The following is a 25,700-nucleotide window of genomic DNA, read 5'->3' as shown; positions in this document are numbered from 1 at the left end:
AAAGTTAATGTCGTTGAACTCAGATAAATTGGGTCATAGGCCTGCGACATTAAGACTAAAAATGTGAGAGGCGTCATGCCTCTCTTTTTTTGTCGTGGTTAATAATCTACATTTTTGAGCTTGAAGGTACAGCCTTGCTGAATTAGCACCTCCCGATTTTCCAACACTAGCGGGTAGAGCAGTGGATGCTGTTGGTGTTCGCCGTTATAGCTCACTTGCATCCGCTCCAGCGCGTAATGCATCAGGGGGATCCGCTGTGTGATCTGGAGGCTGCCATCCGTCATGGCGTAGTCGCTGGCGATGATGGCTTGCTGCCCTTCGCTGAGGCTAGGATTGGGGGTGACTACGGCGGTGACTAGGGTGTTCCACTCCAGATCCTGATCCCGGCCGTGAGGGGAGGCATCCAACAGTTCCGGCTCTCCGCGAAAACGGCTCATCACAAAATCCAGATATTCCCCTTTCTTTTCGCAATAGGCCCGCACATGCCAGCGGATCCCGTCATAAACCAGGGTGTGGGGCACGATATTGCGGCCGCTCTGCTCCTCTGAGCTCAGCGATACATAGTCCACATCCACCCGTAATTGGCCCCGAGCCGCTTGCACCAAACCACGTACGATCTTTGGATCGATATGGCGGTTTGGCACATCCAGGATCTCTATGTGGCCGTAGCGCAGATCCATCAAGGGTAGGGTTAGAACCCCTGATTCGTGCTGGCGTTGATATTGCTTCTCCCGGTGCAGCAGCATCAGGTACTCGTCCACCTTGCCTTCACTAAAGCGGGGCACAAATTGCTCGGTGGGTTTGTATCCCTTCAGACTTTTGTCATAGACCAGTCCCTCTGGCGAGTAGCAGGTCAGGTAGTGGTTGATATCCCGCGAGGCCTGTTGGCGGCCGATATTGAAGGCTTTCATCAGGTGATTGGTAGTCAGCCTCCCCTCCCACTGCAGCACGATCTCCAGCAGGCGAAAACGCAGGGTTTGATCCCAGGTGAGTTCTTTGGGTGTCATATGTGCTCCAAAATGCGACATGTGTATGTAACCAGTATCGTCATGAGTATACAGGCTACATATAATGAGTCCATCTGAAGCGGCGTCAAGAGAGTATGTCATGAACTACAAGCTGGTTCTCACCTACCACTGTCAAGCCTTGTGCCATATGCCATTGAGGGGGATTGTCGCTACAGCCATAGGCTCTCTGTTCATGTTTGGCAGGGGCAAGTATTACAGGGAGAAAAAAGTGTTTTACCTCAAGCATTTCGCGCTCAGGAAACCGCAAGCAGGAGGTGATCTGATACTCCAAAATGCTAACACCCGCATCGCCACTACCTGATTTGGCCAGGTAGCGACATCGTTACCATCAGCAACCGCATCACTTATTTCAAACACCATCGTCACTGAGGTTCTATGAATTCAAATCTGATATTGGATCAGGCGGCAATGCCTCTGATCATGGGTATCTGTTGCCTGCTGCCAGCCGAGCAGGTCGGCGAACTTGTGACTGTGATTGCAGAAGAAGAGGGTCGATTGGGCGTTATGTCATTGACGGAGGCCGAGGGAACGCCTCACTGTATTGAGCTGCGCAGATTGACGCGTTTGGCTTTGCATATTGATCGGCATCGGTTGGATCGTACTGTTCTGCCCATCTATCAAGGGCGGGAGCAACTGATGGCAGGGGCTGCTGCATTGTTGGATGACGATGCGACTCTTGCATGTGGTGATGCCATGCGGTTATTGGCATTGCAGCTCGAAAAGCTGTTGAGGGGAGGCCGTGGCAGTACACAGGCCAAACTGGACGGGCTAACCCTCAGTGTGATGGAGCAAAGAGCGCTGGCCGCCCAGTCCCCCAACACCGGTGCTGTGGTGCGGGGGAGCTGGCGCCGAAAATCACGTAATCAGCTTGGCCGAGGCAATTGGCTCGATGTGGTCGAAGCGGCGCTCTGGTGTTTTTGGCATAGCGACACCCTGCAAGATGGCGAAGCCCTGCTTGGAGCACTGCTGGGCGCAGATATCCGAAGTGCGCGTTGTCTATGGCATGTTGGCGGGAGCCTTTTACCTGGCGGATTAGGCCGAGCTACGTAACCCCTCAGTGACGGACTAACTCGTCATTTCCACCACCGGATAACAGGCGTCTCCCCACAGGGTTTGTGGATGGGCCATCATCAGCTCGATGATCACCGGGATAAGCTTGCCTAACAGGTTTGCACAATCTTTAAGTTGCTTGCGATTGACCGAACTATTCCAGGTGGCGCCGCCATGCATTAGTTGATTTCGCAGAGTATAGAGACGGTTAAATACGACACCCAGCAACTGCGGTGTATTGCTGCTTGCCAGTGCTTGGGATGCCATTTTCTTGCCCTGTGCCAGTCGTTCCTTCCATAGTGTTTCGCTTATCTTGCCACTGTGAAATCCCAGAAGCCTTGGAGTACAAAAGGGGTATCCAGCAAAATACGGATACACCCAGAAAATTCCTGCCACACGAGCTGCTCGATCTGCCTGTGCTCATCCAGCTCGCACAGTTTTTCCAGAAAGCCTTTGAAGGTTTCCTGCTCTGACAAGCGGCGATTGTCATCGATTTCGGTGGCATAGGCAGCGTTGAACGCAATCCAGAGAAAAATGAAGCGGCCATCTTCATCTTCTGCCATCTCTGCCCGCTGCAGCCAGCTCAATGCGCGATGCACACGCAACTTTAGGTTGGCAGGTGAGTGTTCACGTATTTCACGGTGACGATTTTTCAGTTGTTCGAAATTCAACAATGATCTCCTTCTCCATCGGATGAATAGTCAGAATTCGAGGCCCTAAATTCGCTAACGGTATTGCGGGTGGACCGTCTGACAAATGGCGAATCGGTTGGGATGGCAAACTTGAAATCAGGCTTACTTTCGGACTGCATCCCGTATCTTGGCCATCGCCAGTTCCACCATGTTGGCTGGTGCTCTTTCAAGTGGTGAGTGACTGCATTTGGGGCATACCTCGAACCAGGAGAGGCCACACACAAGCGCGTCACTCTTAGGGACAACCGTCTTTTGCCAGCCGCATTGGGGGCAATGAAAGGTAAATGGAGGTGGAGGTACAGGCATGACATTCCCTAAATAGGTTCCTTTGGGCCTAGCCTACCACGGTTCGATATTGATGGTCGCAGCCTTGGTCACAGACTTTCAGCGATATCTGCATCTTGAAGTGTGCTCATCATCCCGGACTGAATCGCCGCGGCTCCAATCAGTAGAAAGATCAACCCCTGATACAAAATATCTCCTCAGGGGTTACCACTGGGTGGGAGCGCCGGCATCAGGGTGTGCAGGTCGAGCAGGGTGAAGTAGCCGCCTTCGTCGGGATACCAGCCGCCGGTGTCTATGTAGTAGACATTGCCAAGGCGGGCCGGGCGGCCTACCGGGGTGTGGCCCACCACCAGGGCGACGAGACCCTCGACGCCGCTCTCGTCCAGCCGCTCGATGCGGCGCCTTGACCAGAGGCAGACGTTCTTGATGGCCCTAAGTTTCCCGCCGCTCACCCCCGCATCCAGTGTGTCCAGCAGCCCCTGCCAGGAGGAGAAGGGGCAATCGGCGTGGAGCAGTCCGACCGGGCCGGCCGGGGTGGCCACTTCGATGGCGATAGGCAGGGTGCGGTAGTGGGCGGCGAACGCCCCCTGTTCGCCCGGGGTCAGCTGCTGAAACCAGCCGCCGCCGTTCTGGATCCAGTTCTCCCGATCGCAGCTCTCGTAACGGCAGACGTAGTCGTCGTGATTGCCGCAGACAGGGTGAAACCAGGGCTTGGCCAGCCAGTCGAGCACGGCTGTGCAGTCGGGGCCGCGATCCGTCAGATCGCCGACGGAGAAGAGGCGATCCCGAGCGGGGTCGAATCTCGCCTGGTTCAGGGTCTGTTCCAGCTGCGAAAAGTAGCCGTGGATATCGCCGACGGCGAGATCCCGCCCCAGAGGATTGCGGGAGAAGCGTCTGATCAGCGGGGTCGGGTTCATGGCTTGCCTCCTTGTCTGGTGTGACCGGCTCGCGGCGCCGCCGGATGGCCTATGGGGGATCAGGGCTCGTGGACAAGTGCAGCATGGCATGCTCTGCCTCGCCATAGTAGAGGCAGGTGGGGGAGGCTCTTTCGCGTCGAGGTGACAGGCGGCCTGCATAAAGGAGGGCCGTTTGCCGCCTTGCCGGCAGATCCCGGATAAAAAAATGCCAGTCGGTGTTGACTGGCATGGTGTGATAGCGGCCCGGCGTCGGGATCAGAGCAGGTCTTCGAGCTGGTACTTCTTGAGCAAGGTGTCGAAGGTGCCATCGGCCTTGACGCTCTCGATGGCGGCATCGAACTGGCTCTTGAGCTTGTCATCGTTTTTGCGCAGGGCCACCGCTACCCCTTCTCCCAGGATCTTGTCCTGAGTGCCGTTGTACTGGGGACCGACGAAGGCGAACTGCTTGCCCATCTCCTTGTCGAGGAAGCCGACCTTCAACTGCACCATGTTGCCGAAGGTGTAGTCGGCGCGGCTGGACTGCAGATCCAGCATGGGGGACTGGGCGTTGACGTAGCGCTTGATCTTGGCCACGTCACCGTAGCGGGCGGTGATGAAGTTGTCCTGGGGGGTGCCCTCCTGCACCGCTATCACCTTGCCCTTGAAGTGCTCAGGGGTGTCGGCAAAGTCGGCCGCCTTGTCGCTGCGCCCCACGAAGCGGTTCTGCATCATGTAGTAGACCTGGCTGAAGGCGACCTTCTGGCGCCGCTCGTCCGTGATGTTCATGGAGGACATGATGGCGTCGTACTTGCGCACCTGCAGGCCGGGGAGCAGGGCATCCCAGGGCTGGTTGATCACCTCGCACTCTGTCTTCATGGCCGCGCACAGGGCATAGGCGAGATCCACTTCGAAGCCACCGAGCTTGCCGTTGCTGTCGACCATTTCGAAGGGGGGGTAGGTGGCGTCGGTGGCGATCACCAGGGGTTTGGCGGCCGCCTGGCCGGCGGTGGCCAGGGCCAGCATCATCATCAGTGTATTGAGTTTCATGGTCAGTCCCTTGAAGTGTGGTGTCATTCCTATGGTTCTAAATGGTGCCGGCCTCAGGGGCCGACGGCTATCTTGCGATGAGTGAGGGCCGGCAGCTGGCTGCGCACCTTGCGCTGGGCCGCCAGATCCAGGGTGGCGATGGCCAGTCCCTGACCCTCCTCTACCTGGGCCAGTACCCGGCCCCAGGGATCGATGATCATGCTGTGGCCGAAGGTGCGGCGCCCGCCGGGGTGCTCACCTCCCTGGGCCGCAGCCAGCACGAAGGCGAGGTTCTCCACCGCTCTGGCCCGCAGCAATAGCTCCCAGTGCGCCAGTCCGGTGGTGTGGGTAAAGGCCGCTGGCAGGGCGATGAAGTCGGGGGTGGGCCCCAGGCGAAACAGCTCGGGGAAGCGCAGGTCGTAGCAGATCCCGAAGCGCAGCACGCCCCAGGGCAGGGGATGGCTCACCACCTCCCGGCCCGGGCTCATGGTCGCGGCCTCGTCATACTGCTCCTGCCCGGTGCAAAAGCCAAACAGGTGCAGCTTGTCGTAGCGGCTCGCGAGCTGCCCTTGCGGGTCGATCAGCAGGCTGCTGTTGTGCATCTTGCCGGGCTCGTCGCTTTCAAGGGGCAGGGTGCCAGCCAGTATCCAGATCCCGAGCTCCCGGGCCAGCTTCTGGGCCCAGGCCAGCAGAGGGTGATCGCTCACGGGGGCGGCCAGGGCGACCCGCGCCCGCTCGTCGGCAGGCATCAGGTAGAAATATTCCGGCAGCAGGGCCAGCTCGGCCCCCTCGGCCGCGGCCTGACGCAGCAGCGCCTCGGCCTGGGCCAGGTTGTGGTCAAGCTGGTCCCCGGACACCATCTGCAGGACGGCAACGCGCAGTGAATCCATGTTGCCTCCTAGACGCCGCACAGGCGCTCGGCGCCCGCCAGCAGGGTGTCGTCATCCTTGGAGAAGGAGAGGCGGATGACCCGCTGATCCGTGCCGTCGTGATAGAAGGCGGAGACGGGTATGGTGGCGACCCCGTGGTCGCGGATGAGGCGCTGCACGAAGAGGCTGTCCGGCTCGTCGCTGATCCGTTCATAGCTCGCCAGCATGAAGAAGCTGCCGGCGGAGGGGAGCAGGGTAAAGCGCGAGTCCGCCAGGGCCGAGACCAGCAGGTCCCGCTTGCGCTGGTAGAAGTCCGCCAGCCCCTGGTAGTGGGCCGGTTGCTGCAACAGGTGGGCGAAGCCGTACTGCATGGGGGTGTCGGCGGCGAACATGGCGAATTGGTGCACCTTACGGATCTCCTCCATCAGGGGGCGGGGCGCCACGCAGTAGCCCACCCGCCAGCCGGTGACGTGGAAGGTCTTGCCGAAGGAGAAGACGGCGACGGAGCGCTCCACCAGCTCCGGATAGCGGATCACGCTCTGGTGCAGGGCGTCGTCGAACACCACGTGCTCATACACCTCGTCCGAGAGGATGAGTATGTCGGTGCCGCGCACCAGGCGGGCGAGGTGCTCCTGATCCCCCGCCTGCCAGACGGTACCGGTGGGGTTGTGGGGGGTGTTGAGCACTATCATGCGGGTGCGCGGGGTGATGCGGGCCGCCACCTCCTCCCAGGGGATGGCGAAATGGGGGGCCTTGAGGGCGATCACCACAGGGGTGGCCCCCTGCAGCTGGATCATGGGGCGGTAGCTGTCAAACGCCGGCTCGAACATGATCACCTCGTCCCCAGGGTGCACCAGGGCTGTGATGGCGCAGAACAGGGCCTCGCTGGCGCTGGCGGTGATGGTGATTTCCTCGCCCGCGTCAAAGTGGTGGCCATAGCTGGTCCCTATCTTGGCCGCCAGTTGCTCGCGCAGGGCGGGCAGCCCCGTCATGGGGGCATACTGGTTCTCCCCGGCCAGCATGGCCTCGTGGGTCACCCGGATGAGCTCGGGATCGCAGGGGAAACTCGGGGCCCCCTGGGAGAGGTTGATGCTGGGATGGCGGGCGGCCAGATCCCCGATCACGCTGAAAATGGTGGTGCCCACCTGGGGCAGTTTGCTGACAATGCGGGGGGAAGACATGGCGCCGTCACCGATGTGTGTGAAAGATGTCCCTTTTTAGCCCTCGCTTCCTTGCCGGACAACGGATTATTCGGCATGTTATGCATGAGTTTTTCTCAAGCATGGAGCCTTGTATGTTGTCCAGCCAACCCCGCAGCCAGTTGCCCCTGTATGGCTTGCAGGTTTTCGAGTGTTCTGCCCGCCACCTGAGTTTCACCCTGGCCGCCGATGAGCTGTGCGTGAGTCAGGGGGCGGTGAGCAAGCAGATCGCCCAGCTGGAGGCTCGCCTCGGCCACCTGCTGTTCGTGCGCGGCACCCGCTGCCTGGCCCTGACCCCGGCCGCCGAGCGCCTGCTGCCCTTCGTTCGCGAAGGGCTGGCCCGCATGGGGGAGGGGCTCAGCGCCCTGCAAACCCTGCCCCACGAGCAGGCCATCAGCATCAAGGTGCCCTCCTGTGCCAGCCGCTGGCTGCTGCGACGGTTGCAGGCGTTCGAGGGGGAGGCAGTCGAAGTGCGCGGCAGCCACAGCCACGGCATCGATTTCTCCCGGGAGCCCTTCGATCTCGCCATCGTCTATCAACCCTGTCAGGCCAGGTACCCCCACAGCCAGCCGCTGTTCCAGGAGCGGCTGACCCCGGTCTGTGCCCCCGCCTTTGCCGCCAAGCACCGCCTGTTCGAGCGCACCATAGAGGAGCTGCCCCTGCTGCCCCTGCTCCATGCCAGCGCGGATCGGCGGGATTGGCGCAACTGGTTCGCCGCCTTCCTCGCCACCCCCTGGCAGCCTCAGGGCGGCCAGCTGTTCGATACCCTGGACCTGGCGATGAATGCCGCCTTGCAGGGATTCGGCCTCTCCCTCGGGGACCCGACAATCGTGGCCGAGGAGCTGGAGAGCGGTGCCCTGGTCGCCCCCTTTGCCCCCGTGCTCAGCACGGATCACGAGTATGCCCTGCTCGCCCGCCCCGACAGCCAGCGTCAGGGGGTGGCCCGCACCTGTCAATGGCTGCTGGAGAGCCGCGACCAGCCCTGATCGCCGTCAGTGCCTCCCCTGACGGGGTGACATCTGTCTGCCCCATCAAAAAAGCAACAGCCCCGCGGGCGGGGCTGTTTCATGGTGATGGCCGCTGGCCGATTAAGGGGTCAGTGGCAGATCTTGTAGTAGACCTCGTTCCAGCGCAGTTGCTCCTTGAGCGCGGGGATGCGGGTGTGCTCGTCAATCACCACGAACTCTATGCCCATGATGTCGGCGAAGGTGCGCAGCTGCGCTATGTCGACCGCCTGGGTGAACACCGAGTGGTGGGCGGCCCCCGCCAGGATCCAGGCCTCGGCACTGGTTTGAAGGTCGGGCATGGGTTTCCACAGGGCGCTCGCCACCGGCAGTTTGGGCATGGCCTCTGGCAGGTCCACCACTTCGAGCTGATTGACCACCAGGCGGAAGCGATTGCCCAAGTCGATGAGGCTGGCATTGACCGCCTTGCCCGCCGGGGCCGCGAACAGCAGGCGGGCCGGATCGGCCTTCTTGCCAATCCCCAGGTGCTGGGCGTCCAGCACGGGTTTATCGGCGGCGATGGAGGGGCAGACCTCCAGCATGTGGGCCCCCAGCACCAGGTTGTTGCCCGCCTCCAGGTGGTAGGTGTAGTCCTCCATGAAGGAGGCGCCGCCCGCCAAGCCATGTCCCATCACTTTCAGGGTGCGCAGCAGGGCCGCTGTCTTCCAGTCCCCTTCTGCCCCAAAGCCGAAGCCTTGCTGCATCAGGCGCTGGCAGGCGAGCCCCGGCAGCTGGTGCAGGCCGTGGAGATCCTCGAAGGTGGTGGTGAAGGCGCCGAAACCGCCGTCGGTGAGGAATTTCTTCATCCCCAGCTCCTGGCGCGCCGCCTCATAGAGGGAGGCTCGCAGCGGCCCACCCGCCTGTACCGCCTCGGTCAGGGTGTAGGTCTCTTCGTATTCGGCCAGCAGCGCCTCGATATCGCTGTCGGACACGGCGTTGATCACCTTCACCAGATCGCCGACCGGGTGGTAGTTCACCTGATAGCCGAACTGGATCTGGGCCTCAATCTTGTCGCCTTCGGTGACCGCCACGTTGCGCATGTTGTCGCCAAAGCGGGCGATCTTGAGGTGGCGGCTGTCGTGGATGGCGGCGGCAACTCGCATCCAGTTGCCAATCTTCTGTCTGGCCTCTTCATCCTGCCAGTGGCCCACCACCACGGTGCGGGGCAGCCGCAGGCGGGCACCCATGAAGCCGAACTCGCGGCCGCCGTGGGCGGTCTGGTTCAGGTTCATGAAGTCCATGTCGATCTCGCTCCAGGGGAGATCCCGGTTGAACTGGGTGTGGAACTGCAGCAGGGGTTTTTGCAACTGACTCAGGGCCGGGATCCACATCTTGGCGGGGGAGAAGGTGTGCATCCACACCATGAGCCCCACGCACTGCTCGCTGTGGTTGGCATCCCGGGCCACCGCGCTTATCTCATCGAGTGTGGTGCCTGTGGGCTTGAGCACTATCTTGAGGGGCAGCCCGGCCCCCTCGTTGAGTTGGCTGGTGATGGTGTGGGCGTGATCGGCCACCTGCTTCAAGGTGGTGGCGCCATACAGGTGCTGGCTGCCGACCAGGAACCACACTTCCAGCTGTTTCATCAATTCCATCTTGGTGTCCTCTTTTTACGCTTTTGTCTGGCCGTAATAGGCGTGTTTGCCATGTTTGCGCTGGTAGTGCTTCTCCAGCAGGTAATGGGGCAGGGGGCGGGCTGCGGGGTTGATCTGGCCGGTGAGCCAGGCCATGCGCGCCACCTCTTCCAGCACCACAGCGTTGTGTACAGCGTCCTCGGCGCTCTTGCCCCAGCTGAAGGGGCCGTGGTTGGCCACCAGCACCCCCGGCATGGTGAGAATGGGGGTCTGTTTGAGGGTCTCGACGATGAGATGACCGGTCAGCCCCTCGTAGTCCTCTGCAACCTCCCCCGGGGTGAGCAGGCGGGAGCAGGGGATCTCGCCGTTGAAGTAGTCGGCCTGGGTGGTGCCGAAAATGGGAATGGGGCGTCCGGCTTGGGCCCAGGCGGTGGCATGGGTGGAGTGGGTGTGCACCACGCCGCCAAGTTCGGGATAGGTGCGATAGAGCACCAGGTGGGTGGCGGTGTCGGAGGAGGGACGCAGGGCGCCTTCCAGCTGCTTGCCCGCGAGATCCAGCACCACCATGTCCTCGGCCCGCATCCGCTCGTAGCTGACGCCGCTCGGCTTGATGACCACCAGACCCTGTTCCCGGTCTATGCCGCTCACGTTGCCCCAGGTGAAGGTCACCAGACCGTGGCGCGGCAGATCCAGGTTGGCGGCGAGTACCTGCTCCTTGAGGGTGTTGAGGCTCATGCCAGTGCCCCCCGGTTGTAGAGGGGCTCGGCGGCGGCGCCCCAGGCGAGGTAGCGCTGGTAGAGCCGCTCATACTCGGCGACCCGCACCGGATCCGGCTGGTGGGTGCGCTCCACGGCGCTCGCCATATGGCGCTGGGCATCAGCCACATCGGCGTAGAGACCGGCCGCCACGGCGGCAAAGATGGCCGCCCCCAGGGCGCAGCACTGATCCGAGGCCACCACCTGGATGGGTCTGTTCATCACGTCGGCGCAGGTCTGCATCACAGTCGTTGATTTGCGGGCAATGCCGCCAAGCGCAATCACCTGCTCCACCGGCACCTGCTGGCTGGTCATGCACTCCATGATGCTGCGGGCCCCGAAGGCGGTGGCGGCCACCAGGGCGCCGAACAGGTCGGGCGCATCGGTACCGAGGTTGATCCCCGTGAGGGTGCCCTGCAGGCGCTGGTTGGCATAGGGGGTGCGGCGGCCGTTGAACCAGTCGAGTACCACCGGCAGGTGGGCGAGATCGCGCTGCTGCTCCCAGGCGGCGGCGAGGCTCGGCAACAGCTCCCGCTTGTGGGCCTCGATGGCGGTACGAAGCTCGGGGTATTGGGCGGCGAGGCTGTCTAGCGGCCAGCCGAGCTGGCGCTGATACCAGGCATAGATGTCGCCGAACGCCGATTGTCCCGCCTCCAGCCCCACCATGCCCGGCACCACGCTGCCGTCCACCTGACCGCAGATCCCGGCAATGGCGCGCTCGCCTATGGTGGCCTCATCCGCGATCAGGATGTCGCAGGTGGAGGTGCCTATCACCTTGACCAGGGCATTGTTGCCGGCCCCGGCCCCCACAGCCCCCATGTGGCAGTCAAAGGCGCCGCCCGCGATCACCACTTCGCAGGAGAGGTGCAGTCGCTCGGCCCACTCCGGGGTCAGGGTGCCGACCGGCAGATCGGCGGTCCAGCTGTCGGTAAAGAGGGGGAAGTCGAGATCCTCGGTCAACAGCGGATCCAGGGCGTTGAGAAAGTCGGCGGCAGGCAGGCCGCCCCAGCTCGGGTGCCAGAGGGACTTGTGACCGGCGGCGCAGCGCCCGCGCTTGAGGGTCGCCGGGGCCTGGGTGCCGCTCAGTATGGCGGGGACCCAGTCGCACAGCTCGACCCAGTTGCAGGCGGCGGCGCGCACTGCCGCATCGGCTCGGGAGACGTGCAGTATCTTGGCCCAGAACCACTCGGAGGAGTAGATGCCGCCTATGTAGCGGCTGTAGTCGGGGAACTGGCCTCCGTGACACAGCGCCGTGATGGCCTCGGCCTCCTCGATGGCGGTGTGATCCTTCCACAGCACGAACATGGCGTTGGGGTTGTCGGCAAATTCCGGGCGCAGGGCCAGCACCCGCCCTTCCTCATCGATGGGGGCCGGGGTGGAGCCTGTGCTGTCCACCCCTATGCCGCGCACCGCGGTTCGCTGGGCTGGGGTGAGCTGACTCACCACAGCCACCACTGCCTGCTCCATGGATTCGATGTAGTCGAGGGGGTGGTGGCGGAACTGGTTGTTGACCGGCTGGCAGTAGTGGCCGGCCTGCCAGCGTGGGTAATAGACGACATGGGTCGCCAGCTCGGCGCCGTCCTGGCAGCGCACGGCGAGTGCCCTGACCGAGTCGCTGCCGAAATCGAGTCCGATGACGATGTGCTCAGACATATGTGCTCCTGACCATCAATGAGGGGTGACTGGGGAGGAACCATAGGAGATGCACCGGACGGACGGTTAGCCATTGGCTGCTGGAAATATGGATTTAAACGCTACAAGCGCAAGAGGGTGACCCTGGTCGAGGATTCCATATGTAACGATTTTGCTAAATATATAGACAAAATAGCTGCAATCTCATGGCGTGATCCTGCTCTCCATTTTTCCATGTGAAAACGATTACAACTTGGTTCGCTCATCTAGCAACAACAATAACGTCATGTTTGGACATGTTTTTATGTGGCGGTCAGAGGAATGGACCCAATGGCTGCGTTTCATGGATACATGGATTGATGGAACATCTGGAGACACTCGCATGAACAAAATCGTTAAAGGCATGATCGCGATGGGGTTTGCCCTTGGTATGGCAAATTCTGCTTTCTCGGCCGAGGCGCTGAAGCTGGGCTACCTGGTCAAGCAGCCGGAGGAGCCCTGGTTCCAGACCGAATGGAACTTCGCCGACAAGGCGGGCAAGGATCTCGGTTTCGAGGTGATCAAGATAGCCGTCCCCGATGGGGAGAAGACCCTCAATGCCATCGACAGCCTGGCGGCCAATGGCGCCAAGGGTTTCGTCATCTGCACCCCAGACCCCAAGCTCGGGGCCGCCATCATGGCCAAGGCCAACAGCATGGATCTGAAGGTCATCACTGTGGATGACCAGTTCGTCAACGCCAAGGGGCTGCCCATGGAGCAGGTGCCCCTGGTGATGATGGCCGCCACCAAGATTGGCGAGCGCCAGGGTCAGGAGCTCTACAAGGAGATGCAAAAACGCCAGTGGGACCTGAAGGCAACCGGGGTGCTGGCCATCACAGCCGATGAGCTGGATACCGCCCGTCGCCGGGTCGACGGCTCCTTGAGTGCGCTCAAGGCTGCCGGTTTCCCTGAAGGCCAGATCTACCGCTCCCCCACCAAGGCCAACGACATTCCGGGGGCTCTGGATGCCGCCAACTCCATGCTGGTGCAGCACCCCGAGGTCAAAAACTGGCTCATCGTCGGCATGAATGACAACACAGTGCTCGGCGGCGTGCGTGCCACCGAAGGGCAGGGCTTCAAGGCCGAGAACGTCATCGGCATCGGCATCAACGGGGTGGATGCGGTGAACGAGCTCTCCAAGTCCAGCGCCACCGGCTTCCTCGGCTCCCTGCTGCCAAGCCCGGACGTGCACGGCTACAAGAGCATCCAGATGCTCCATGACTGGGTCGTCAATGGCACCGAGCCTGCCAAGTTCACCGAAGTGACCGATGTGGTGCTCATCACCCGCGACAACTTCAAGGTCGAGTTGCAGAAGAAAGGTCTGTGATCGCCAACCCCTGATACCCATGCCGGCATGGTGCCCTGCGCCGTGCCGGCTGGCTGGAGTCATGTCATGAATCAAGTTCCATATCTGGAGTTTTGCGGCATCAGCAAGGAGTTCCCCGGCGTCAAGGCGCTGCAGAACGTCTCCTTCTCCTGCCAGCAGGGCTCGGTGCATGCGCTGATGGGGGAGAACGGCGCGGGCAAATCCACCCTGCTCAAGATCCTGAGCGGCTTTCAGGCGCCCACCACAGGGGTGGTGAAGCTGGCCGGCCAGGAGAAGGTGTTTCAAGACACGGTCGACGCCCTGGAGAGCGGGATCGCCATCATCTATCAGGAGCTGCATCTGGTCCCCGAGATGACCATCGCCGAGAACATCTACCTCGGCCAGCTGCCCACCCGGCGCGGGGTCATCGACAGGGAGAAGCTCTATCAGGATGCCGCCAGGCAGCTGGCGCGCCTCGGCATGGATGTGTCGCCGGAGACGCCGCTCAAATACCTGTCCCTCGGTCAATGGCAGATGGTGGAGATCGCCAAGGCCCTGACCCGGGACGCCAGCGTCATCGCCTTCGACGAGCCGACCAGCAGCCTGTCGTCCCGCGAGATAGATCAGCTGTTTCGGGTCATTCGCCAGTTGCGGGACGAGGGCAAGGTCATTCTCTACGTCTCCCACCGGATGGACGAGATCTTCGCCCTGTGCGATGCCATCACCGTCTTCAAGGATGGCCAGTTCGTGCGCACCTTCGCCTCCATGGCCGAGGTGGACCGGGATCTGCTGGTCAAGACCATGGTGGGGCGGGATCTGACCGACATCTATGGCTACAGCCCGAGGGCACTCGGCGAGGTGGGCCTCAAGGTAGAGAACCTGATGGGGCCGGGACTCAAGGCGCCGGTGTCGTTTGAAGTGAAACGCGGCGAGATCCTCGGCATCTTCGGCCTGGTGGGAGCCGGTCGCAGCGAGCTGATGAAGCTTGTCTTCGGCGCCGAGAAGGCGCGTGGGGGCGAGATAGCCGTGTTTGGCAAGCCGGTGCCCATCCGCAACCCCATCGACGCCATTCACAGCGGCATCATGCTCTGCACCGAAGACAGAAAGGCGCTCGGCATCATCCCCATCCACTCGGTGCAGGAGAACATCAACATCAGTGCCCGCCGCCACAAGGCGTGGGGGGGCTTCTGGATCAACCAGAAGTGGGAGGACGAGAACGCCAGGCTGCGGATCCGCGACATGCGGGTCAAGACCCCGTCACCCCATCAGGCCATCATGAACCTCTCCGGCGGCAACCAGCAGAAGGCCATTCTGGGGCGCTGGCTCTCCGAAGACATGAAGGTGATTTTGCTCGACGAGCCGACCCGCGGCATAGACGTCGGGGCCAAAAACGAGATTTACAACGTGATTTACGATCTGGCCAAGGTGGGCATCGCCGTGGTGGTGGTCTCAAGCGAGCTGCCTGAGGTGCTGGGCATCGCGGATCGGATCATGGTCATGCGGGAGGGGGTGATAGCAGGGGAGCTCTCCCACGACGAGGCCGACGAGGTCAAGGCGCTCAATCTGGCCATGCCGGCCCGTTAATCCCCCGTGACTGCAACGGGATAGCACCCAGAATTTTTAGGAGAAATACAATGACAACAACTACCTCTGCCGGTCAGGCCACGACCGTCTCGGCGGCCACCGGCTCAAGAGTACAACTGGCCCGCGTCTGGGATCAGTACGGCATGCTGGTGATCTTCGCCATCCTGTTCCTGCTGGCCTGCGCGCTGGTGCCCAACTTTGCCAGCCTGATCAACATGCGCGGGCTCGGGCTGGCCGTCTCCATGTCGGGCATGGTGGCCTGTGGCATGCTGTTCTGCCTCGCCTCCGGCGAATTCGACATGTCGGTCGGTTCTGTGGTGGCCTGCTCCGGCGTCGCCTGCGCCGTGGGCATCAACGCCACCGAGAGCATCACGGTCGGCATCCTGGCCGGCATGTCGGTGGGGGTGCTGTTTGGCCTCATCAACGGCATCGTAGTGGCCAAATTCAAGATCAACGCCCTCATCACCACCCTCGCCACCATGCAGATGGCGCGAGGGGTGGGCTACATCATCTCGGACGGCAAGGCGGTCGGCATAGTGGAAGAGGGCTTCTTCGAGCTCGGCAACTCAGCCCTGCTCGGGATCCCGACCCCGGTCTGGCTGACGGCACTCTGCTTCGTGCTCTTTGGCCTGCTGCTCAACAAGACCACCTTCGGCCGCAACACCCTGGCCATGGGGGGCAACGAGGAGGCCGCGCGCCTCGCCGGGGTCAACGTGGTGCGCACCAAGATCATCATCTTCACCATGACCGGGCTGATCGCCTCCATCGCCGGCATCATACTCGCCTCGCGCATGACCTCGGGCCAGCCCATGACCTCCATCGGCTTCGAGCTGGTGGTGATCTCCGCCTGCGTGCTGGGTGGGGTCTCCATGAAGGGGGGGATTGGCAAGATCTCCTACATCATCGCCGGTGTGCTGATTTTGGGGCTGATGGAGAACGCCATGAACCTGCTCAACATCTCCCCCTTCGCCCAGTACGTGGTGCGTGGCCTTATCCTGCTCGCCGCCGTGCTGTTCGACCGCTACAAGCAGGTGCGCAAGGCGCGGGTCTGAGCTGTTGCGCCCTCAGGCACCAGGTCGGCCCACGCTGGCCTGGTGCCTCCTTCGAGCAAGCTGTGAGCCAGTTCAATAAATTCACATCAGGCCGCTTGCGAAAATAGGTTGTTCCAACGCCGGATCTCTACAATGGCCCAAGCCGATTTTTTTACCCAAGCGCTGTTTTCCGCCATGTCTTCGATGCAAAAAGAGAAGCCGAAACAACTCAATCCCCTGTTGCCGGGGTACGCCTTCGATGTCTTCCTGGTCTCGGGCATGACCCCCATAGAGCAGGGGAGCGCCCTCGACTTCATCATCGACCGCCCCCAGGGCATGAAGGGCTTCATCGTCAACCTGACCATCAGGGGCAAGGGGCAGATCTTTCAGGGGGATCAGGCCTTCACCGTGGAGCCAGGGGACCTGCTGCTGTTTCCGCCGGCGGCCGTGCACTATTACGGCCGGGCGCCGGATGCCCGGGAGTGGTATCACCGCTGGGTCTATTTTCGGCCGCGGGCCTATTGGGCAGACTGGCTCAAGTGGCCCCAGGTGACGGAGCGGGTGGGGCGATTGCAACTGGCAGACAATCAGTTGCTCGCCGAATTTGACGCCCTCTTCCTCGACATCGAAGAGACCCACCAGCAGCTCAGGCCCATGTCGGAACAGCTGGCCATGAACCTGCTGGAGCGGCTGCTCATCCGCTGCTACGAGGCCTCCTCCCTCAGTGCCTACCCCACCATAGATCACAGGGTTCACCAGGCGTGCCAGATCCTGAGCGAGTCCCTCTGTGCCGAGATCTCGGTGGAGGCGCTGGCCGAGCAGGTCTTCTTGTCCCCCTCGCGCCTCGCCCACTTGTTCCGCGAGCAGGTGGGGGTGAGCATAGTGCGCTGGCGTGAGGATCAGCGGATCATGCGGGCCAAGCTGCTGCTGCAGACCACCCCCATGTCGGTGGCCACCATAGGCCAGCAGGTGGGTTATGACGATCAGCTCTACTTCTCCCGGGTGTTCAGGAAACGGGTCGGGGTCAGCCCCACCGAATACCGCAAGTGCGCCACCCCCCTGTGATGCCGGGCACGGCAAGCTCCCAGAGATGACAAAGCCCTCATGGTGAGGGCTTTTGTTATTCATGGACGGCAAGGGGCGGGGATCAGCCCTGGCGAGCCTTGAATCTGGGATTGCTCTTGCAGATCACGAACAGCTTGCCGCGTCGACGAACGATCTGGCAATCCGGGTGACGTGACTTGGCTGATTTCAGGGAGGCGAGCACTTTCATGATGTCTCTTTTCCTTTGTTGAAGAATTGGCCGAATCGCTGACCGAAGCGGGCAACCTGTCCTTCCTTGCCGACCTGCTTCTGCTTGCCGGTATAGAAGGGGTGGGAGGCACTGGAGACATCCAGCGTCACATAGGGGTAGGTGTTGCCATCTTCCCATTGCTTGGTGCGATCGGTCTGCAAGGTAGATCCGATCAGGAAGCAGGTGTTGCTGGCCAGATCGTGAAACAGGACCTTGCGGTATTCAGGGTGAATATTGGGGCGCATGATTGTCTCTTTTTGTTATGTTATAACACAAGCTGATGATGCGATGAATGAGAACCAATATCAACCATTTTTTCTCCTGAGGTGACTAGGCAGGATGAAACGCGCTCAACGAAGGGGGGGCTGGAGGGAATGCAGATGTGGTCATGACAGGGGAGAACGATGGATTGTTGAGCGATGGAGGTGGAACGAGTAGCTGAGCCTTTACTTTTGGTTTTTACTGTATAAAAATACAGTTAACCATTATGGAGACCTATCCTATGCGCCTGGAAATCATCATCGACAGAAAACATCAGATCCCCACTGCGACCATGGAGGCGCTGCGCCAGGAGTTGCTCAAGCAACTGGGCGAGCGATTCCCTGATCTGCATGTGCGGGTCGCCCCGGGCAGTGCCATGGCTCTGACGGTCAGCCGTGCCAGCAAGGAGGACAGGGAACTGGCCGAGACCATGGTGCAGGAAGTATGGGAGAACGCCGAGAGCTGGATGCCGGAGGCAGAAGGCGCTGAGGCCTGATCAGGGGCTGGTTGTCGATTTGCCTGTCCTGGTGAGGCTCTCACCCCGATTTGAACGAAACGCAGCTCAAGGCTGCGTTTCGTGTTTGTGGGCAGGGGGCCGGGGGCTTAGCCAGGCCAGAAAAATCAGAGCCCGGCCCAGCGTTTGAGGCTGCCGCTCTGTACCCGCTGGTTGGCCTCTGCGATGTCGCCATTGGCGTGAAGCGTCTTGAGGGCAATGGGCAGGGCAGTGCGCACCTCGTCGGCCGTCATCCCTGCCTGGAGTGCGGGATGATAGGCAAGCTTGAGCAGCACATAGTCGAGACCGGTGGGGAAGCTGTCGATGCTGTTGTCATTGAAGATGGAGGGAAACACCTTGTTCGAGTCGTTGGGCAGGCCCATCACCTGGGTGAGCTCTTCCACCACGCAATCCAGGAAGCGGCCCTTGGCCCGGCTGTAGTCCACCGGGATGATGATGGTGGCACGGGTGATCTCGTAGCGGGCATTGGTGGCGAAATTGGCCAGGCAGATCCCCTCCTTGAGGGCAATGCTGACGGAGTCATCCTGGCGCATGGTGCGGCCGGCCCAGCTGGCCATCTGCTGGTGCCTTGTCATGATGAGGGTGAGATTGGGGTTGTCGTTGACAAGCTGTATGGGGTGGCCGGTGATCCTGGCCAGATGCTGGCTTTGCACCTTGACCACCTCGGCCTGCAGCGCCTTGTCGCCAAATTCGTTGATGAGCTTGAGGCGGATGGGGCCTTGCCAGCGGGAGAAGCGTACCTGGGCCTCATGCCCATATTCCCGCTTCATGGCGACTTCCATGAAGCTCTGGACCAGATAGTCGTTGCTCTGCCAGCGTTCGGCGGCCTGCAGGGTGCAGGGCAGCAGCGTGGCGAGCCACAGGGCCAGCATCCGGCCTGGCGTGATATGACGACGGCTGTGCCCTGAACGAGTGTGCCCTGGGATCATCTTGCCTCCTTGCAATCGATAGGGTCAGCCCGAGGAGCGTTCGATGTCACGCCAGGTGAGCCAGAGCCTGAGATCGAACTCCAGTTGATGATAGTCCGGTTCCATGTGCTGACAGAGCTGGTAGAAGGCCTTGTTGTGATCCTTCTCCCGCAAGTGGGCCAGCTCGTGCACCACTATCATCTTCAGGAAGGCGGGATGCGCCTCCTTGAACAGGGCGGCGATGCGGATCTCGTTCTTGGCCTTGAGCTTGTTGCCCTGTACCCGGCTGACATAGGTGTGCAGGCCGAGGGCATCCTTGATCACATTGATCTTGCCGTCGAAGATCACCTTGGAGAGCGGCGCCGAGCTTTTCAGGTAGCGGTTTTTCAGCTCCATGGTATAGGCCAGCAGCGCCTTGTCACTCTGGACGAGGTGGGTCTCGGGGTAGCGTTTGGCCAGCATCTCGCCGAGTTTCCCCGCCGCGATCAACTGCTGTACCTGGCTCTTGAGCGGGTCAGGATAGCCCCCCAGATAGGTCAGTTCGGCCATGATGTCTCCCCCTTCACACTAAAAAAGAGCGCCATTGTAATCATGATGGGCCCCCTTGAACACACGTCTGCACACCAATGAAAGGGGCCGTCGCTGTTGCCAGCAACGGCCCCGACTTTCGTCAATCGGTCTCAGCGACGGCGATAGAGACCCGGATCCACCTCTTCGTAGCGGTCCGTCAGATATTGATAGAAGGCGAGGCTGGAGGGAGAGCTCGGCGTTTTCAACTGCTCTGCCACCCGCTCCGGCTTGGCGATGATGAACTTGGGATCCTGCCGCCTGATGTCGGCCAGCACCCGCTCGCGCACGTCATAGGGCGGGTTGACGTTGGCGAAGAACAGATAGGCGGAGGCGGGCTGGCGATCTGTCCACAGATAGTATTGCGGCTGTATGCCATCGACCCAGATCTTGTCGGCAGGCCCGGTCTCGGCCTTGATCCTGTCGACCCTTACCTGGGCCGGCGGATTGAACGGCTTGCCCTTGAGGTTGCCCTCCCAGGCGTTGTTGACCAGGAGTGCCAGCATGGCGAGCGACGCCAGCCAGGGGGTGGCGCTGCGTACATCCCAGGCGCGCCAGAGCGGTACCAGGATGAGCACAGGTAGGGCCCACAAGAGACTGTTGCCGAGCACTTCGCGCACTCGCGGCAGCGACCACTCCTTGGTGCTCCAGCCGTAACCGAGCTGCTGGGCCAGCAGCCAGCTGGCGGTCAGCACCACCAGGGAGATGCAGAGCAGGCCCAGGGCATCGGACTGCTGCTCGCTGCGATCCAGCAGGCAGGCGAGTGGCAGCAGGCCAAGCTGCAGGTAGAGCACGTCGTAGTGATCGAACACGTGGCCGGAGACGGAGTTGGCGATCAGGGTGAAGAGCACGCCGAACAGGGTGGCGCAGAGGGCGGGCAGATACCACTCCTGGCGGCGTCCCAGCATCAGCACAATGAAGGCCGGCAGCAGCATGACGAGGCCGGTACGCAGCAAGCCGACGGCCCCCACTTCCGGGGAGAAGCCGTTGCCGTAGCTCCCCTCGAAGAAGATGCCGAAGGCGTAGTATTTGAATTCGGCCAGCAGCCCGTGGTGCTGGAAGTAGGCAAACAGCGGGCCGCCGATCAGGGCCAGCCCCAGCAGGCTGGAGCAGAGCAGACCGAAGGCGCAGCGCCACTGCTCACGCAGACACCAGTGGCAGAACAGCACCAGATACCAGGCCCCCCAGAAGGCGCCGTTGTTGGTGCGCATCCAGGCCACTATGGCGAAGGTGAGGGCCGCCACCAGGGCCGGGCCCCAGCGAAACTGCTTGTCCAGCAGCAGGGTGATGAAGGCCCACTGGGCGATGAGGGCCAGGTGGAAGGTCCAGTCCTCGGTCATGTTGCCGTAGTAGTAGCGGGTGCTGTAGAGCGCGAGGAGCGCCAGCATGCTGCCGAGGCGGGCCCGCAGGGAGAGACCCAGCTGGGAGAAGGCCTGCCAGCTGGCGAGCAGGCCGAGCCAGCAGAGGATCCACTCTAGCAGCCAGATCCCGAAGAAGCCCCCCAGATGGTATCCGAGCGCATCGAGGGCGAAGATCATGGGGCCCTTGATGTCGATCATGTCCCGGTAGAGCACGCCCCCCTCGCTCCACATCTTGCCCATCACAGCGAACAGGGAGGCATCAAAGCCGGGCGCCATGCCGTGGAACAGCGGGTTGCGCAAGCAAAACAGCAGCGCCATCAGGGCGGTGAGCAGGACAACCAGCGGCTTGAGCCCGGGGTTGTAGCGCTGAGGGGTAAAACGGATGGCGTGATTCATGGATGACCTGTTCCTGCGGGAAAGACGTAAAAGCGGGCCTATCTTGCCGAGGCCGGCAGTCCGATGCAATGGGCTGGGGTGATGTGTTTGAAATAATGTATAAAAGTAACGTTTTCAGTGCCTGCATTGCACAAGACGAACGGCGGTACCTGGTGTTGCCGAGGACTGGCAGTTTGATGCAATGGGCTGGGGTGATGTGTTTGAAATAATGTATAAAAGTAGCGTTTTCAGTGCCTGCATTGCACAAGACGAACGGTGAAACCAGGTATTGCCGAGGGTGACAGTCCGCTGCAATGGGGCTGGGGACTGTGCTCGAAAAATGTAATAAGCGCCGCTCTCACGAAGAAAAGCGGCGCCTTGACAGGGGATGGCCCGATGAGGGGTCTCAGGCCATGGGACTGGCACCCTGGTATTCCACCAGCGGCGGCAGGGGGGCCAGCTCGGGCAGATGGCGGGCCCAGCGGATAAAGGCATCGGCCAGGGTGATGCCGAGCTCCTGGTTGTGCTGGGTCAGGGTGCGGGCCAGGGCCGTGTAACCCTCCTTGCCGGAGGCGGTGTAGGCGCTGGAGACTCCCCGATAGATGGCATCCATCTCGACGCTCTGCCACTGACCGGGACTCGCCTCCCATTCGAGGCGGGTGATCCGGCTCCCCTTGGGCCTGTCGGCCTGATAACTGAAGCGCATCCCGGCGGTATAGGGGAAGCTGCCGCTGCCATTGCCGACCACGCCGTTGTTGGTGGCGTTGTCGATGGCACCTTCCAGCGCCTCCGCCAGCTCATGGCCGTGCACCCGGTAGAGGGTGAGCGGGATGGCAAAGGGCAGCAGGCGCCCGGCGATGTCCGCCTCGCTTAGGGGCCCGGGCTCGAGAGAGCAGCGCACCCCCCCTGCGTTGTGCAAGGCGAAGTCCACCTGACCTACCTGTTCGCGGGCACCGGCCAGCATGGCGCTCGCCACTAGGGGGGCGACCTGGCTGCCGGCGGGCAGGGCGGCATCGGGCAGGCGCTGATGGTGCAGTGGCCCGGCGAGGCGGGTCACTATGCGCCGGGTCATGGTCTCGAGCTCGGGTCGGTAGCGCTTGGCCAGGTGCTGCTCGAGCTCGGGGGCCGGCTCGCAGAAATGGAGGCCTGCGGGCGGGGGCGAGGCAAAGGGCCAGGGCTGCCAGGGCAGCCACTCCAGCTGGCCGCGGCTTCGGCAAACTCGCCCGCGCTCATCAAACTCCAGCTCGCACACCCCGAGGCAGAGGGCGCTGTGGGCCGCATGCAGTATGGCGACCCCCTCGATCATCAAGGGGTAGCTCCCCTCGCTTATCAGCCCGAGCGGGGCCAGATCCCCCAGCTGGCTGTGGGTGTGGCCGCCGACAATCAGGCTGAGTTCGGGGAAGCGGGCCGCCAGCCGCTTGTCCTGCTCCAGCCCTAGGTGACTGAGCAATATGATGTGCGCTATTCCTTCGGCCTTGATCTCGCCGAGGGCGGCGCTCAGGGTCTCCTCTATGCCGTGGAAGCGGGTGTGGGGATCCGGGCTCGCGATGGCGGCCATCTGCGGCAAGGTGATGCCGAGCAGGGCGAAGGGGACGCCGTCGATGACGCGCCTGTGCCAGGGGCGGCTGGCATCAAACAGGTGAGGCAAGCCGTGCAGCCGCAGCGGGGCATCGGCAGGCTCCTGGCTGCTGTCGAGGTTGGCGGCCAGCACCGGATAGTCGAGCTGGCGCAGAAACTCCACCAGCGGGCCGTTGCCGAGATCGAATTCATGGTTGCCGATCACCATAGCATCCGGTCGCAGCAGGCCGAGCAAGTCGGCGTTGGCCCGTCCCTTGAAGCGGTTGAAATAGAGCGACCCCTGGAAGGTGTCACCCCCGTGCAGCAGCAGGCAGGTCTGGCCCGCGGCGGCGGCCTGCTGGCGCAGGGCGGTCAGCCGGGTCAGGATGCGGCCGTAGCCGCCACATTGGGTGCGCCACTCGGACTCACCCTCAGGGGAGAAGCGCATGGGCGCGCCATCGAAATGGGAGTGGCAGTCACTGAAGTGGGCAAGTTGAACCGTAATACTCAAGGCTCGGTCCTCCTTAGGGAAAAAGAGCACCGAGTCTACTGCAAGGGGTGGGGGGGATGCCAGCCCGGCAGACGCCGGGCTGGAAAAGAGTCAGACGGTACTCAGGCAGGCACCAGGATCTGGGTGGCCAGGATCACCACCAGCAGGCCGACGGCGACCGGCATAGAGGTGCGTTTGACCACCTCGAACGGGGAGAGGTTGCCCATGCCCGCACAGGCGACCACCACCCCGGAGACCGGCGAAATAGTACGACCCAGATTGGAAGCCTGCAGCATGGGGATGACCAGGTAGGCGGGATTGACGCCCAGACTGGTGGCCAGGTGCGGGATCAGCTCCACGAAGGCGTAGAAGGGGGCGTTGCCCGAGCCGGTGGTGAAGGCGGCCAATGTGGTGATGACCACCAGCACCAGCATGATGATGATGCCGCCTGTGCCAAAGCTCTGGGCCAGATCCAGGAGGTTGGCGATGAAGCCGAGCCCCATCAGCCCCTGGGCGAAGACCCCGGCCCCCACCAGCAGCATGACCACGCCGGCGAAGGCGTCAGCCATGCTGCGCCAGCACACTTGCAGGCCGTCCAGCAATTCCTTGCCGTTGTGTTTGCGCACCAGCTCCAGCAAGGCGGCCAGCACCAGGCAGATGACGATGATGGTGACTATGTCGAGCTTGGGGCCAAGCTTGCCGTCAAACAGCAGCACGCCGATGATGGGGGTGAACGGCAGTATGGCGTAGAAGCCGGGGGCATCTGTGATGAGATCGCTCGGGGCGACCGCCTCGTTGTGCTCGCCGGACTTTCTATCCAGATAGCGCTGCCAGAAGAAGTGGGTCACCGCCATGGCGGCTATGGCCGTCAGGGAGATGGGCAGGGTCAGCTTGAAGGCAAACTCGATGAGCTCCATGTTGGCGGCCTGGGCGGCCATCACCACGTCCCCCGAGGTGGGGGCCAGAATGATGGCGGCCGGGGAGGCGCACACCGCAGCCGCGGCGCCACGGGAGATCCCCATGTTGACCATCAGCGGGAACAGGGTCGCCATCAGCAGCACACCGAGGCCGGTGGCGGAGCTCACCGCCAGCGACATGGCGCAGGCCACCAGGTAGGCGGCTACCAGCAGTATGTAGGGGGACTTGATGATGCCGAGGGGCTTGCTGGCCAGCTTCACCAAGATGGTGTTGGCGCCTATGTGGCTCATGTAGCCGGCAAAGCCGCACAGCACCATGATCAGCATGCCGAGGCCACCGCCTCTGTCTACCAGCAGGAAGCGCACGTACTCGAACACGTCGGTAGCCACGTGGCCGGTGGAAGCGACGCTGGCAGGCAGCACCGCCTTGCCCATCAGGGCGGTGATCGCCAGCAGCAGGAGGCCGCCGCTGAGCAGCACCCCGGTCGCCGAATAGCCCTTGAAGATGTAGCGACCCACGGCCAGGGGTGACCAGGGTGCCAATAAGGAGTTCCATCATAAATAGGTTCCTGAGTATGGAGTGACGTCGGGCATCTAGTGGGCTGAGCAGAGGGTTGGACTGGCTAGCTCGACATGTGCCAACAAAAACGCCGGGATTATTACCTCATAAGGAGTAATTCACCATGGGGATGGTGGCTGGCTGTGATCTCCCTTGCAAATCCCCATCCGGAACAGGGTCGGATCCCGCCCCTTTGCCGCCCCCGGCACCGAGAGCAGGTGACAGCGTCCCTGATCGCGGTTAATCTCCCACACTGACTATTAATTCATTGATTATTAATTGAAATTACGCCGGACTCACAAGGAGCAAGGCAGCACAGCGATGGGATTCTTCAGCAAGACAGGGGCGGTGGCGGCCCTCATATATGCCGCCTCAATCGGAGCGGCACCCTCCCATTATGCAGGTATTCGGGTGGCGCCCGATATCAAGGTCGATTTCCAGTTCTATCGGGTATCAGGGGCCGATGTGGCCGCCGTGATGCGCCAGATAGCCAGGCAGGTACCGGCCCAGGCCGATGGCCATATCGGCAGGGCCAGCTATCAGCTCTCCTGGCAGTTGCAGACCAGAGCGACCCCGGCGCGCTGCGAGCTGGATCAGGCCAGCGTGACGGCCCGCATCCAGGTCAGGGTGCCGAACTGGATGGACAAGGGCAGGGCGTCCGTGGTGGAGCGGCAGAAGTGGGACAAGCTGGTGGCGGCCATGTTCGACTACGAGAGCCGTCACAAGGACATATTGCTGGAGAGCGTCAGCCAGCTTGGCATCCGGCTCGCCCAGCTGCCCGTTGCCCAGGATTGCGCCGCCTTGCAGTACCAGGGCTGGCAACAGGGGCAGGCAGTGCTGGAGGCAACCCGCGATCGATTCGCCACCCTGGCGCAGCAGACAGATCGGGGGCGCAAGCTCGGGGTCATCTGGCCAGACAGTTGAGCATCA

The 25,700-nt window shown here is 62.0% G+C and carries 25 protein-coding genes and 1 pseudogene; 9 read left to right on the top strand and 17 right to left on the bottom strand.

The features are described from left to right. Positions 1–98: 98 nt before the first annotated feature. Entirely contained in the window at positions 99–1,007 is a 909-nt protein-coding gene (locus ACF2JD_RS00550; protein WP_411165931.1) for a WYL domain-containing protein, read from the bottom strand. Positions 1,008–1,107: 100 nt separating this feature from the next. On the opposite strand from ACF2JD_RS00550, the gene ACF2JD_RS00545 reads away from it, so the two are divergent. Together ACF2JD_RS00545 and ACF2JD_RS00540 are read left to right on the top strand one after the other, a co-directional pair. Then, a complete protein-coding gene (locus tag ACF2JD_RS00545) occupies positions 1,108–1,329 on the top strand; it encodes a hypothetical protein (protein WP_139744413.1) in 222 nt (73 codons plus the stop codon). Positions 1,330–1,403: 74 nt separating this feature from the next. Further along, positions 1,404–2,078, top strand: coding sequence for a hypothetical protein (locus ACF2JD_RS00540; RefSeq protein ID WP_440986531.1), 675 nt, complete (start codon positions 1,404–1,406; stop codon positions 2,076–2,078). 15 nt (positions 2,079–2,093) lie between these two features. Here ACF2JD_RS00540 and ACF2JD_RS00535 read toward each other — a convergent pair whose 3' ends face one another. The 6 genes from ACF2JD_RS00535 to ACF2JD_RS00510 form a co-directional block, all read right to left on the bottom strand. Further along, positions 2,094–2,345, bottom strand: a complete 252-nt coding sequence (locus ACF2JD_RS00535; RefSeq protein WP_440986530.1) for a hypothetical protein — start codon at positions 2,343–2,345, stop codon at positions 2,094–2,096. 41 nt (positions 2,346–2,386) lie between these two features. After that, positions 2,387–2,749 carry a hypothetical protein gene (locus ACF2JD_RS00530; protein ID WP_440986529.1) on the bottom strand — a complete coding sequence of 121 codons (363 nt, stop codon included), beginning with the start codon at positions 2,747–2,749 and terminating at the stop codon, positions 2,387–2,389. Positions 2,750–3,252: 503 nt separating this feature from the next. Then, a complete protein-coding gene (locus tag ACF2JD_RS00525; protein WP_440986528.1) occupies positions 3,253–3,972 on the bottom strand; it encodes a metallophosphoesterase in 720 nt (239 codons plus the stop codon). Between the two features lie 255 nt (positions 3,973–4,227). Continuing rightward, positions 4,228–4,998, bottom strand: a complete 771-nt coding sequence (locus tag ACF2JD_RS00520) for an ABC transporter substrate-binding protein (RefSeq protein WP_139744410.1) — start codon at positions 4,996–4,998, stop codon at positions 4,228–4,230. 53 nt (positions 4,999–5,051) lie between these two features. Further along, entirely contained in the window at positions 5,052–5,867 is an 816-nt protein-coding gene (locus tag ACF2JD_RS00515; RefSeq protein WP_440986527.1) for a nitrilase-related carbon-nitrogen hydrolase, read from the bottom strand. 8 nt (positions 5,868–5,875) lie between these two features. Next, positions 5,876–7,027, bottom strand: a complete 1,152-nt coding sequence (locus ACF2JD_RS00510) for a methionine aminotransferase (protein ID WP_440986526.1) — start codon at positions 7,025–7,027, stop codon at positions 5,876–5,878. A 113-nt stretch (positions 7,028–7,140) separates the two neighbouring features. Between ACF2JD_RS00510 and ACF2JD_RS00505 the strand changes: the two genes are divergently transcribed. Continuing rightward, positions 7,141–8,031: a LysR family transcriptional regulator gene (locus ACF2JD_RS00505; RefSeq protein ID WP_440986525.1), complete on the top strand. Its 891-nt coding sequence runs from the start codon at positions 7,141–7,143 to the stop codon at positions 8,029–8,031. Between the two features lie 110 nt (positions 8,032–8,141). On the opposite strand, the gene araA is transcribed toward ACF2JD_RS00505, so the two are convergent. From araA to ACF2JD_RS00490, 3 genes are read right to left on the bottom strand one after another with little or no spacing between them, the layout of a single operon-like run. Next, a complete protein-coding gene (gene araA, locus ACF2JD_RS00500) occupies positions 8,142–9,641 on the bottom strand; it encodes an L-arabinose isomerase (RefSeq protein ID WP_440986524.1) in 1,500 nt (499 codons plus the stop codon). Positions 9,642–9,656: 15 nt separating this feature from the next. Further along, positions 9,657–10,355: an L-ribulose-5-phosphate 4-epimerase gene (locus ACF2JD_RS00495; protein WP_139744405.1), complete on the bottom strand. Its 699-nt coding sequence runs from the start codon at positions 10,353–10,355 to the stop codon at positions 9,657–9,659. Then, positions 10,352–12,028, bottom strand: coding sequence for a ribulokinase (locus ACF2JD_RS00490; RefSeq protein WP_440986523.1), 1,677 nt, complete (start codon positions 12,026–12,028; stop codon positions 10,352–10,354). The genes ACF2JD_RS00495 and ACF2JD_RS00490 overlap by 4 nt, the downstream gene beginning before the upstream one ends. Positions 12,029–12,389: 361 nt before the next feature. Here ACF2JD_RS00490 and ACF2JD_RS00485 point away from each other — a divergent pair, with 361 nt between their 5' ends. The 4 genes from ACF2JD_RS00485 (at position 12,390) to araC (ending at position 17,032) form a co-directional block, all read left to right on the top strand. Beyond that, a complete protein-coding gene (locus tag ACF2JD_RS00485; RefSeq protein WP_163149068.1) occupies positions 12,390–13,373 on the top strand; it encodes an arabinose ABC transporter substrate-binding protein in 984 nt (327 codons plus the stop codon). A gap of 66 nt (positions 13,374–13,439) precedes the next feature. Further along, positions 13,440–14,936, top strand: a complete 1,497-nt coding sequence (gene araG, locus ACF2JD_RS00480) for an L-arabinose ABC transporter ATP-binding protein AraG (protein ID WP_411650103.1) — start codon at positions 13,440–13,442, stop codon at positions 14,934–14,936. Positions 14,937–14,986: 50 nt separating this feature from the next. Further along, entirely contained in the window at positions 14,987–15,988 is a 1,002-nt protein-coding gene (gene araH, locus ACF2JD_RS00475; RefSeq protein WP_263685214.1) for an L-arabinose ABC transporter permease AraH, read from the top strand. A 132-nt stretch (positions 15,989–16,120) separates the two neighbouring features. Further along, positions 16,121–17,032 carry an arabinose operon transcriptional regulator AraC gene (araC, locus tag ACF2JD_RS00470; protein WP_111910948.1) on the top strand — a complete coding sequence of 304 codons (912 nt, stop codon included), beginning with the start codon at positions 16,121–16,123 and terminating at the stop codon, positions 17,030–17,032. 82 nt (positions 17,033–17,114) lie between these two features. Here araC and ykgO read toward each other — a convergent pair whose 3' ends face one another. Both ykgO and ACF2JD_RS00460 read right to left on the bottom strand, forming a co-directional pair. Then, the gene (gene ykgO / locus ACF2JD_RS00465; RefSeq protein WP_010674479.1) at positions 17,115–17,240 is read right to left on the bottom strand and encodes a type B 50S ribosomal protein L36; all 126 of its coding nucleotides are present in this window, start codon (positions 17,238–17,240) and stop codon (positions 17,115–17,117) included. Further along, complete coding sequence (locus ACF2JD_RS00460; RefSeq protein WP_025326721.1) at positions 17,237–17,506, bottom strand: type B 50S ribosomal protein L31; 270 nt, start codon at positions 17,504–17,506, stop codon at positions 17,237–17,239. The genes ykgO and ACF2JD_RS00460 overlap by 4 nt, the downstream gene beginning before the upstream one ends. A gap of 257 nt (positions 17,507–17,763) precedes the next feature. Between ACF2JD_RS00460 and ACF2JD_RS00455 the strand changes: the two genes are divergently transcribed. Next, complete coding sequence (locus ACF2JD_RS00455; RefSeq protein ID WP_025326722.1) at positions 17,764–18,018, top strand: DinI family protein; 255 nt, start codon at positions 17,764–17,766, stop codon at positions 18,016–18,018. 125 nt (positions 18,019–18,143) lie between these two features. Here ACF2JD_RS00455 and ACF2JD_RS00450 read toward each other — a convergent pair whose 3' ends face one another. From ACF2JD_RS00450 to dcuC, 5 genes and pseudogenes are all read right to left on the bottom strand, one after another. Beyond that, positions 18,144–18,908: a DUF2927 domain-containing protein gene (locus ACF2JD_RS00450; RefSeq protein WP_440986864.1), complete on the bottom strand. Its 765-nt coding sequence runs from the start codon at positions 18,906–18,908 to the stop codon at positions 18,144–18,146. Positions 18,909–18,989: 81 nt separating this feature from the next. Then, positions 18,990–19,493: a M48 family metallopeptidase gene (locus ACF2JD_RS00445; RefSeq protein WP_111910960.1), complete on the bottom strand. Its 504-nt coding sequence runs from the start codon at positions 19,491–19,493 to the stop codon at positions 18,990–18,992. 131 nt (positions 19,494–19,624) lie between these two features. After that, the gene (locus tag ACF2JD_RS00440; protein WP_440986522.1) at positions 19,625–21,268 is read right to left on the bottom strand and encodes a hypothetical protein; all 1,644 of its coding nucleotides are present in this window, start codon (positions 21,266–21,268) and stop codon (positions 19,625–19,627) included. Positions 21,269–21,653: 385 nt separating this feature from the next. Next, complete coding sequence (locus tag ACF2JD_RS00435) at positions 21,654–23,315, bottom strand: 5'-nucleotidase C-terminal domain-containing protein (RefSeq protein WP_440986521.1); 1,662 nt, start codon at positions 23,313–23,315, stop codon at positions 21,654–21,656. Positions 23,316–23,416: 101 nt separating this feature from the next. Next, positions 23,417–24,770 (bottom strand): annotated as a pseudogene (gene dcuC, locus ACF2JD_RS00430) (anaerobic C4-dicarboxylate transporter DcuC). A 321-nt stretch (positions 24,771–25,091) separates the two neighbouring features. Between dcuC and ACF2JD_RS00425 the strand changes: the two are divergent. Next, positions 25,092–25,694 carry a DUF922 domain-containing protein gene (locus ACF2JD_RS00425; RefSeq protein WP_408836391.1) on the top strand — a complete coding sequence of 201 codons (603 nt, stop codon included), beginning with the start codon at positions 25,092–25,094 and terminating at the stop codon, positions 25,692–25,694. Positions 25,695–25,700: the final 6 nt, after the last annotated feature.

It is taken from the genome of Aeromonas ichthyocola, from assembly GCF_046087985.1.
Classification (GTDB): Bacteria; Pseudomonadota; Gammaproteobacteria; order Enterobacterales; family Aeromonadaceae; genus Aeromonas; species Aeromonas rivipollensis.
The sequence above is the reverse complement of the archived record's forward strand: the minus strand, read 5'-3'. Positions and strand labels throughout refer to the sequence as shown.

Bases quoted from the DNA above. Each gene is read 5' to 3' on its own strand.
- ACF2JD_RS00550 (WP_411165931.1), bottom strand. From the start codon at position 1,007: ATGACACCCAAAGAACTCACCTGGGATCAAACCCTGCGTTTTCGCCTG.
- ACF2JD_RS00545 (WP_139744413.1), top strand. From the start codon at position 1,108: ATGAACTACAAGCTGGTTCTCACCTACCACTGTCAAGCCTTGTGCCAT.
- ACF2JD_RS00540 (WP_440986531.1), top strand. From the start codon at position 1,404: ATGAATTCAAATCTGATATTGGATCAGGCGGCAATGCCTCTGATCATG.
- ACF2JD_RS00535 (WP_440986530.1), bottom strand. From the start codon at position 2,345: ATGGCATCCCAAGCACTGGCAAGCAGCAATACACCGCAGTTGCTGGGT.
- ACF2JD_RS00525 (WP_440986528.1), bottom strand. From the start codon at position 3,972: ATGAACCCGACCCCGCTGATCAGACGCTTCTCCCGCAATCCTCTGGGG.
- ACF2JD_RS00520 (WP_139744410.1), bottom strand. From the start codon at position 4,998: ATGAAACTCAATACACTGATGATGATGCTGGCCCTGGCCACCGCCGGC.
- ACF2JD_RS00515 (WP_440986527.1), bottom strand. From the start codon at position 5,867: ATGGATTCACTGCGCGTTGCCGTCCTGCAGATGGTGTCCGGGGACCAG.
- ACF2JD_RS00510 (WP_440986526.1), bottom strand. From the start codon at position 7,027: ATGTCTTCCCCCCGCATTGTCAGCAAACTGCCCCAGGTGGGCACCACC.
- ACF2JD_RS00505 (WP_440986525.1), top strand. From the start codon at position 7,141: ATGTTGTCCAGCCAACCCCGCAGCCAGTTGCCCCTGTATGGCTTGCAG.
- araA (WP_440986524.1), bottom strand. From the start codon at position 9,641: ATGGAATTGATGAAACAGCTGGAAGTGTGGTTCCTGGTCGGCAGCCAG.
- ACF2JD_RS00495 (WP_139744405.1), bottom strand. From the start codon at position 10,355: ATGAGCCTCAACACCCTCAAGGAGCAGGTACTCGCCGCCAACCTGGAT.
- ACF2JD_RS00490 (WP_440986523.1), bottom strand. From the start codon at position 12,028: ATGTCTGAGCACATCGTCATCGGACTCGATTTCGGCAGCGACTCGGTC.
- ACF2JD_RS00485 (WP_163149068.1), top strand. From the start codon at position 12,390: ATGAACAAAATCGTTAAAGGCATGATCGCGATGGGGTTTGCCCTTGGT.
- araG (WP_411650103.1), top strand. From the start codon at position 13,440: ATGAATCAAGTTCCATATCTGGAGTTTTGCGGCATCAGCAAGGAGTTC.
- araH (WP_263685214.1), top strand. From the start codon at position 14,987: ATGACAACAACTACCTCTGCCGGTCAGGCCACGACCGTCTCGGCGGCC.
- araC (WP_111910948.1), top strand. From the start codon at position 16,121: ATGGCCCAAGCCGATTTTTTTACCCAAGCGCTGTTTTCCGCCATGTCT.
- ykgO (WP_010674479.1), bottom strand. From the start codon at position 17,240: ATGAAAGTGCTCGCCTCCCTGAAATCAGCCAAGTCACGTCACCCGGAT.
- ACF2JD_RS00460 (WP_025326721.1), bottom strand. From the start codon at position 17,506: ATGCGCCCCAATATTCACCCTGAATACCGCAAGGTCCTGTTTCACGAT.
- ACF2JD_RS00455 (WP_025326722.1), top strand. From the start codon at position 17,764: ATGCGCCTGGAAATCATCATCGACAGAAAACATCAGATCCCCACTGCG.
- ACF2JD_RS00450 (WP_440986864.1), bottom strand. From the start codon at position 18,908: ATGCTGGCCCTGTGGCTCGCCACGCTGCTGCCCTGCACCCTGCAGGCC.
- ACF2JD_RS00445 (WP_111910960.1), bottom strand. From the start codon at position 19,493: ATGGCCGAACTGACCTATCTGGGGGGCTATCCTGACCCGCTCAAGAGC.
- ACF2JD_RS00440 (WP_440986522.1), bottom strand. From the start codon at position 21,268: ATGAATCACGCCATCCGTTTTACCCCTCAGCGCTACAACCCCGGGCTC.
- ACF2JD_RS00425 (WP_408836391.1), top strand. From the start codon at position 25,092: ATGGGATTCTTCAGCAAGACAGGGGCGGTGGCGGCCCTCATATATGCC.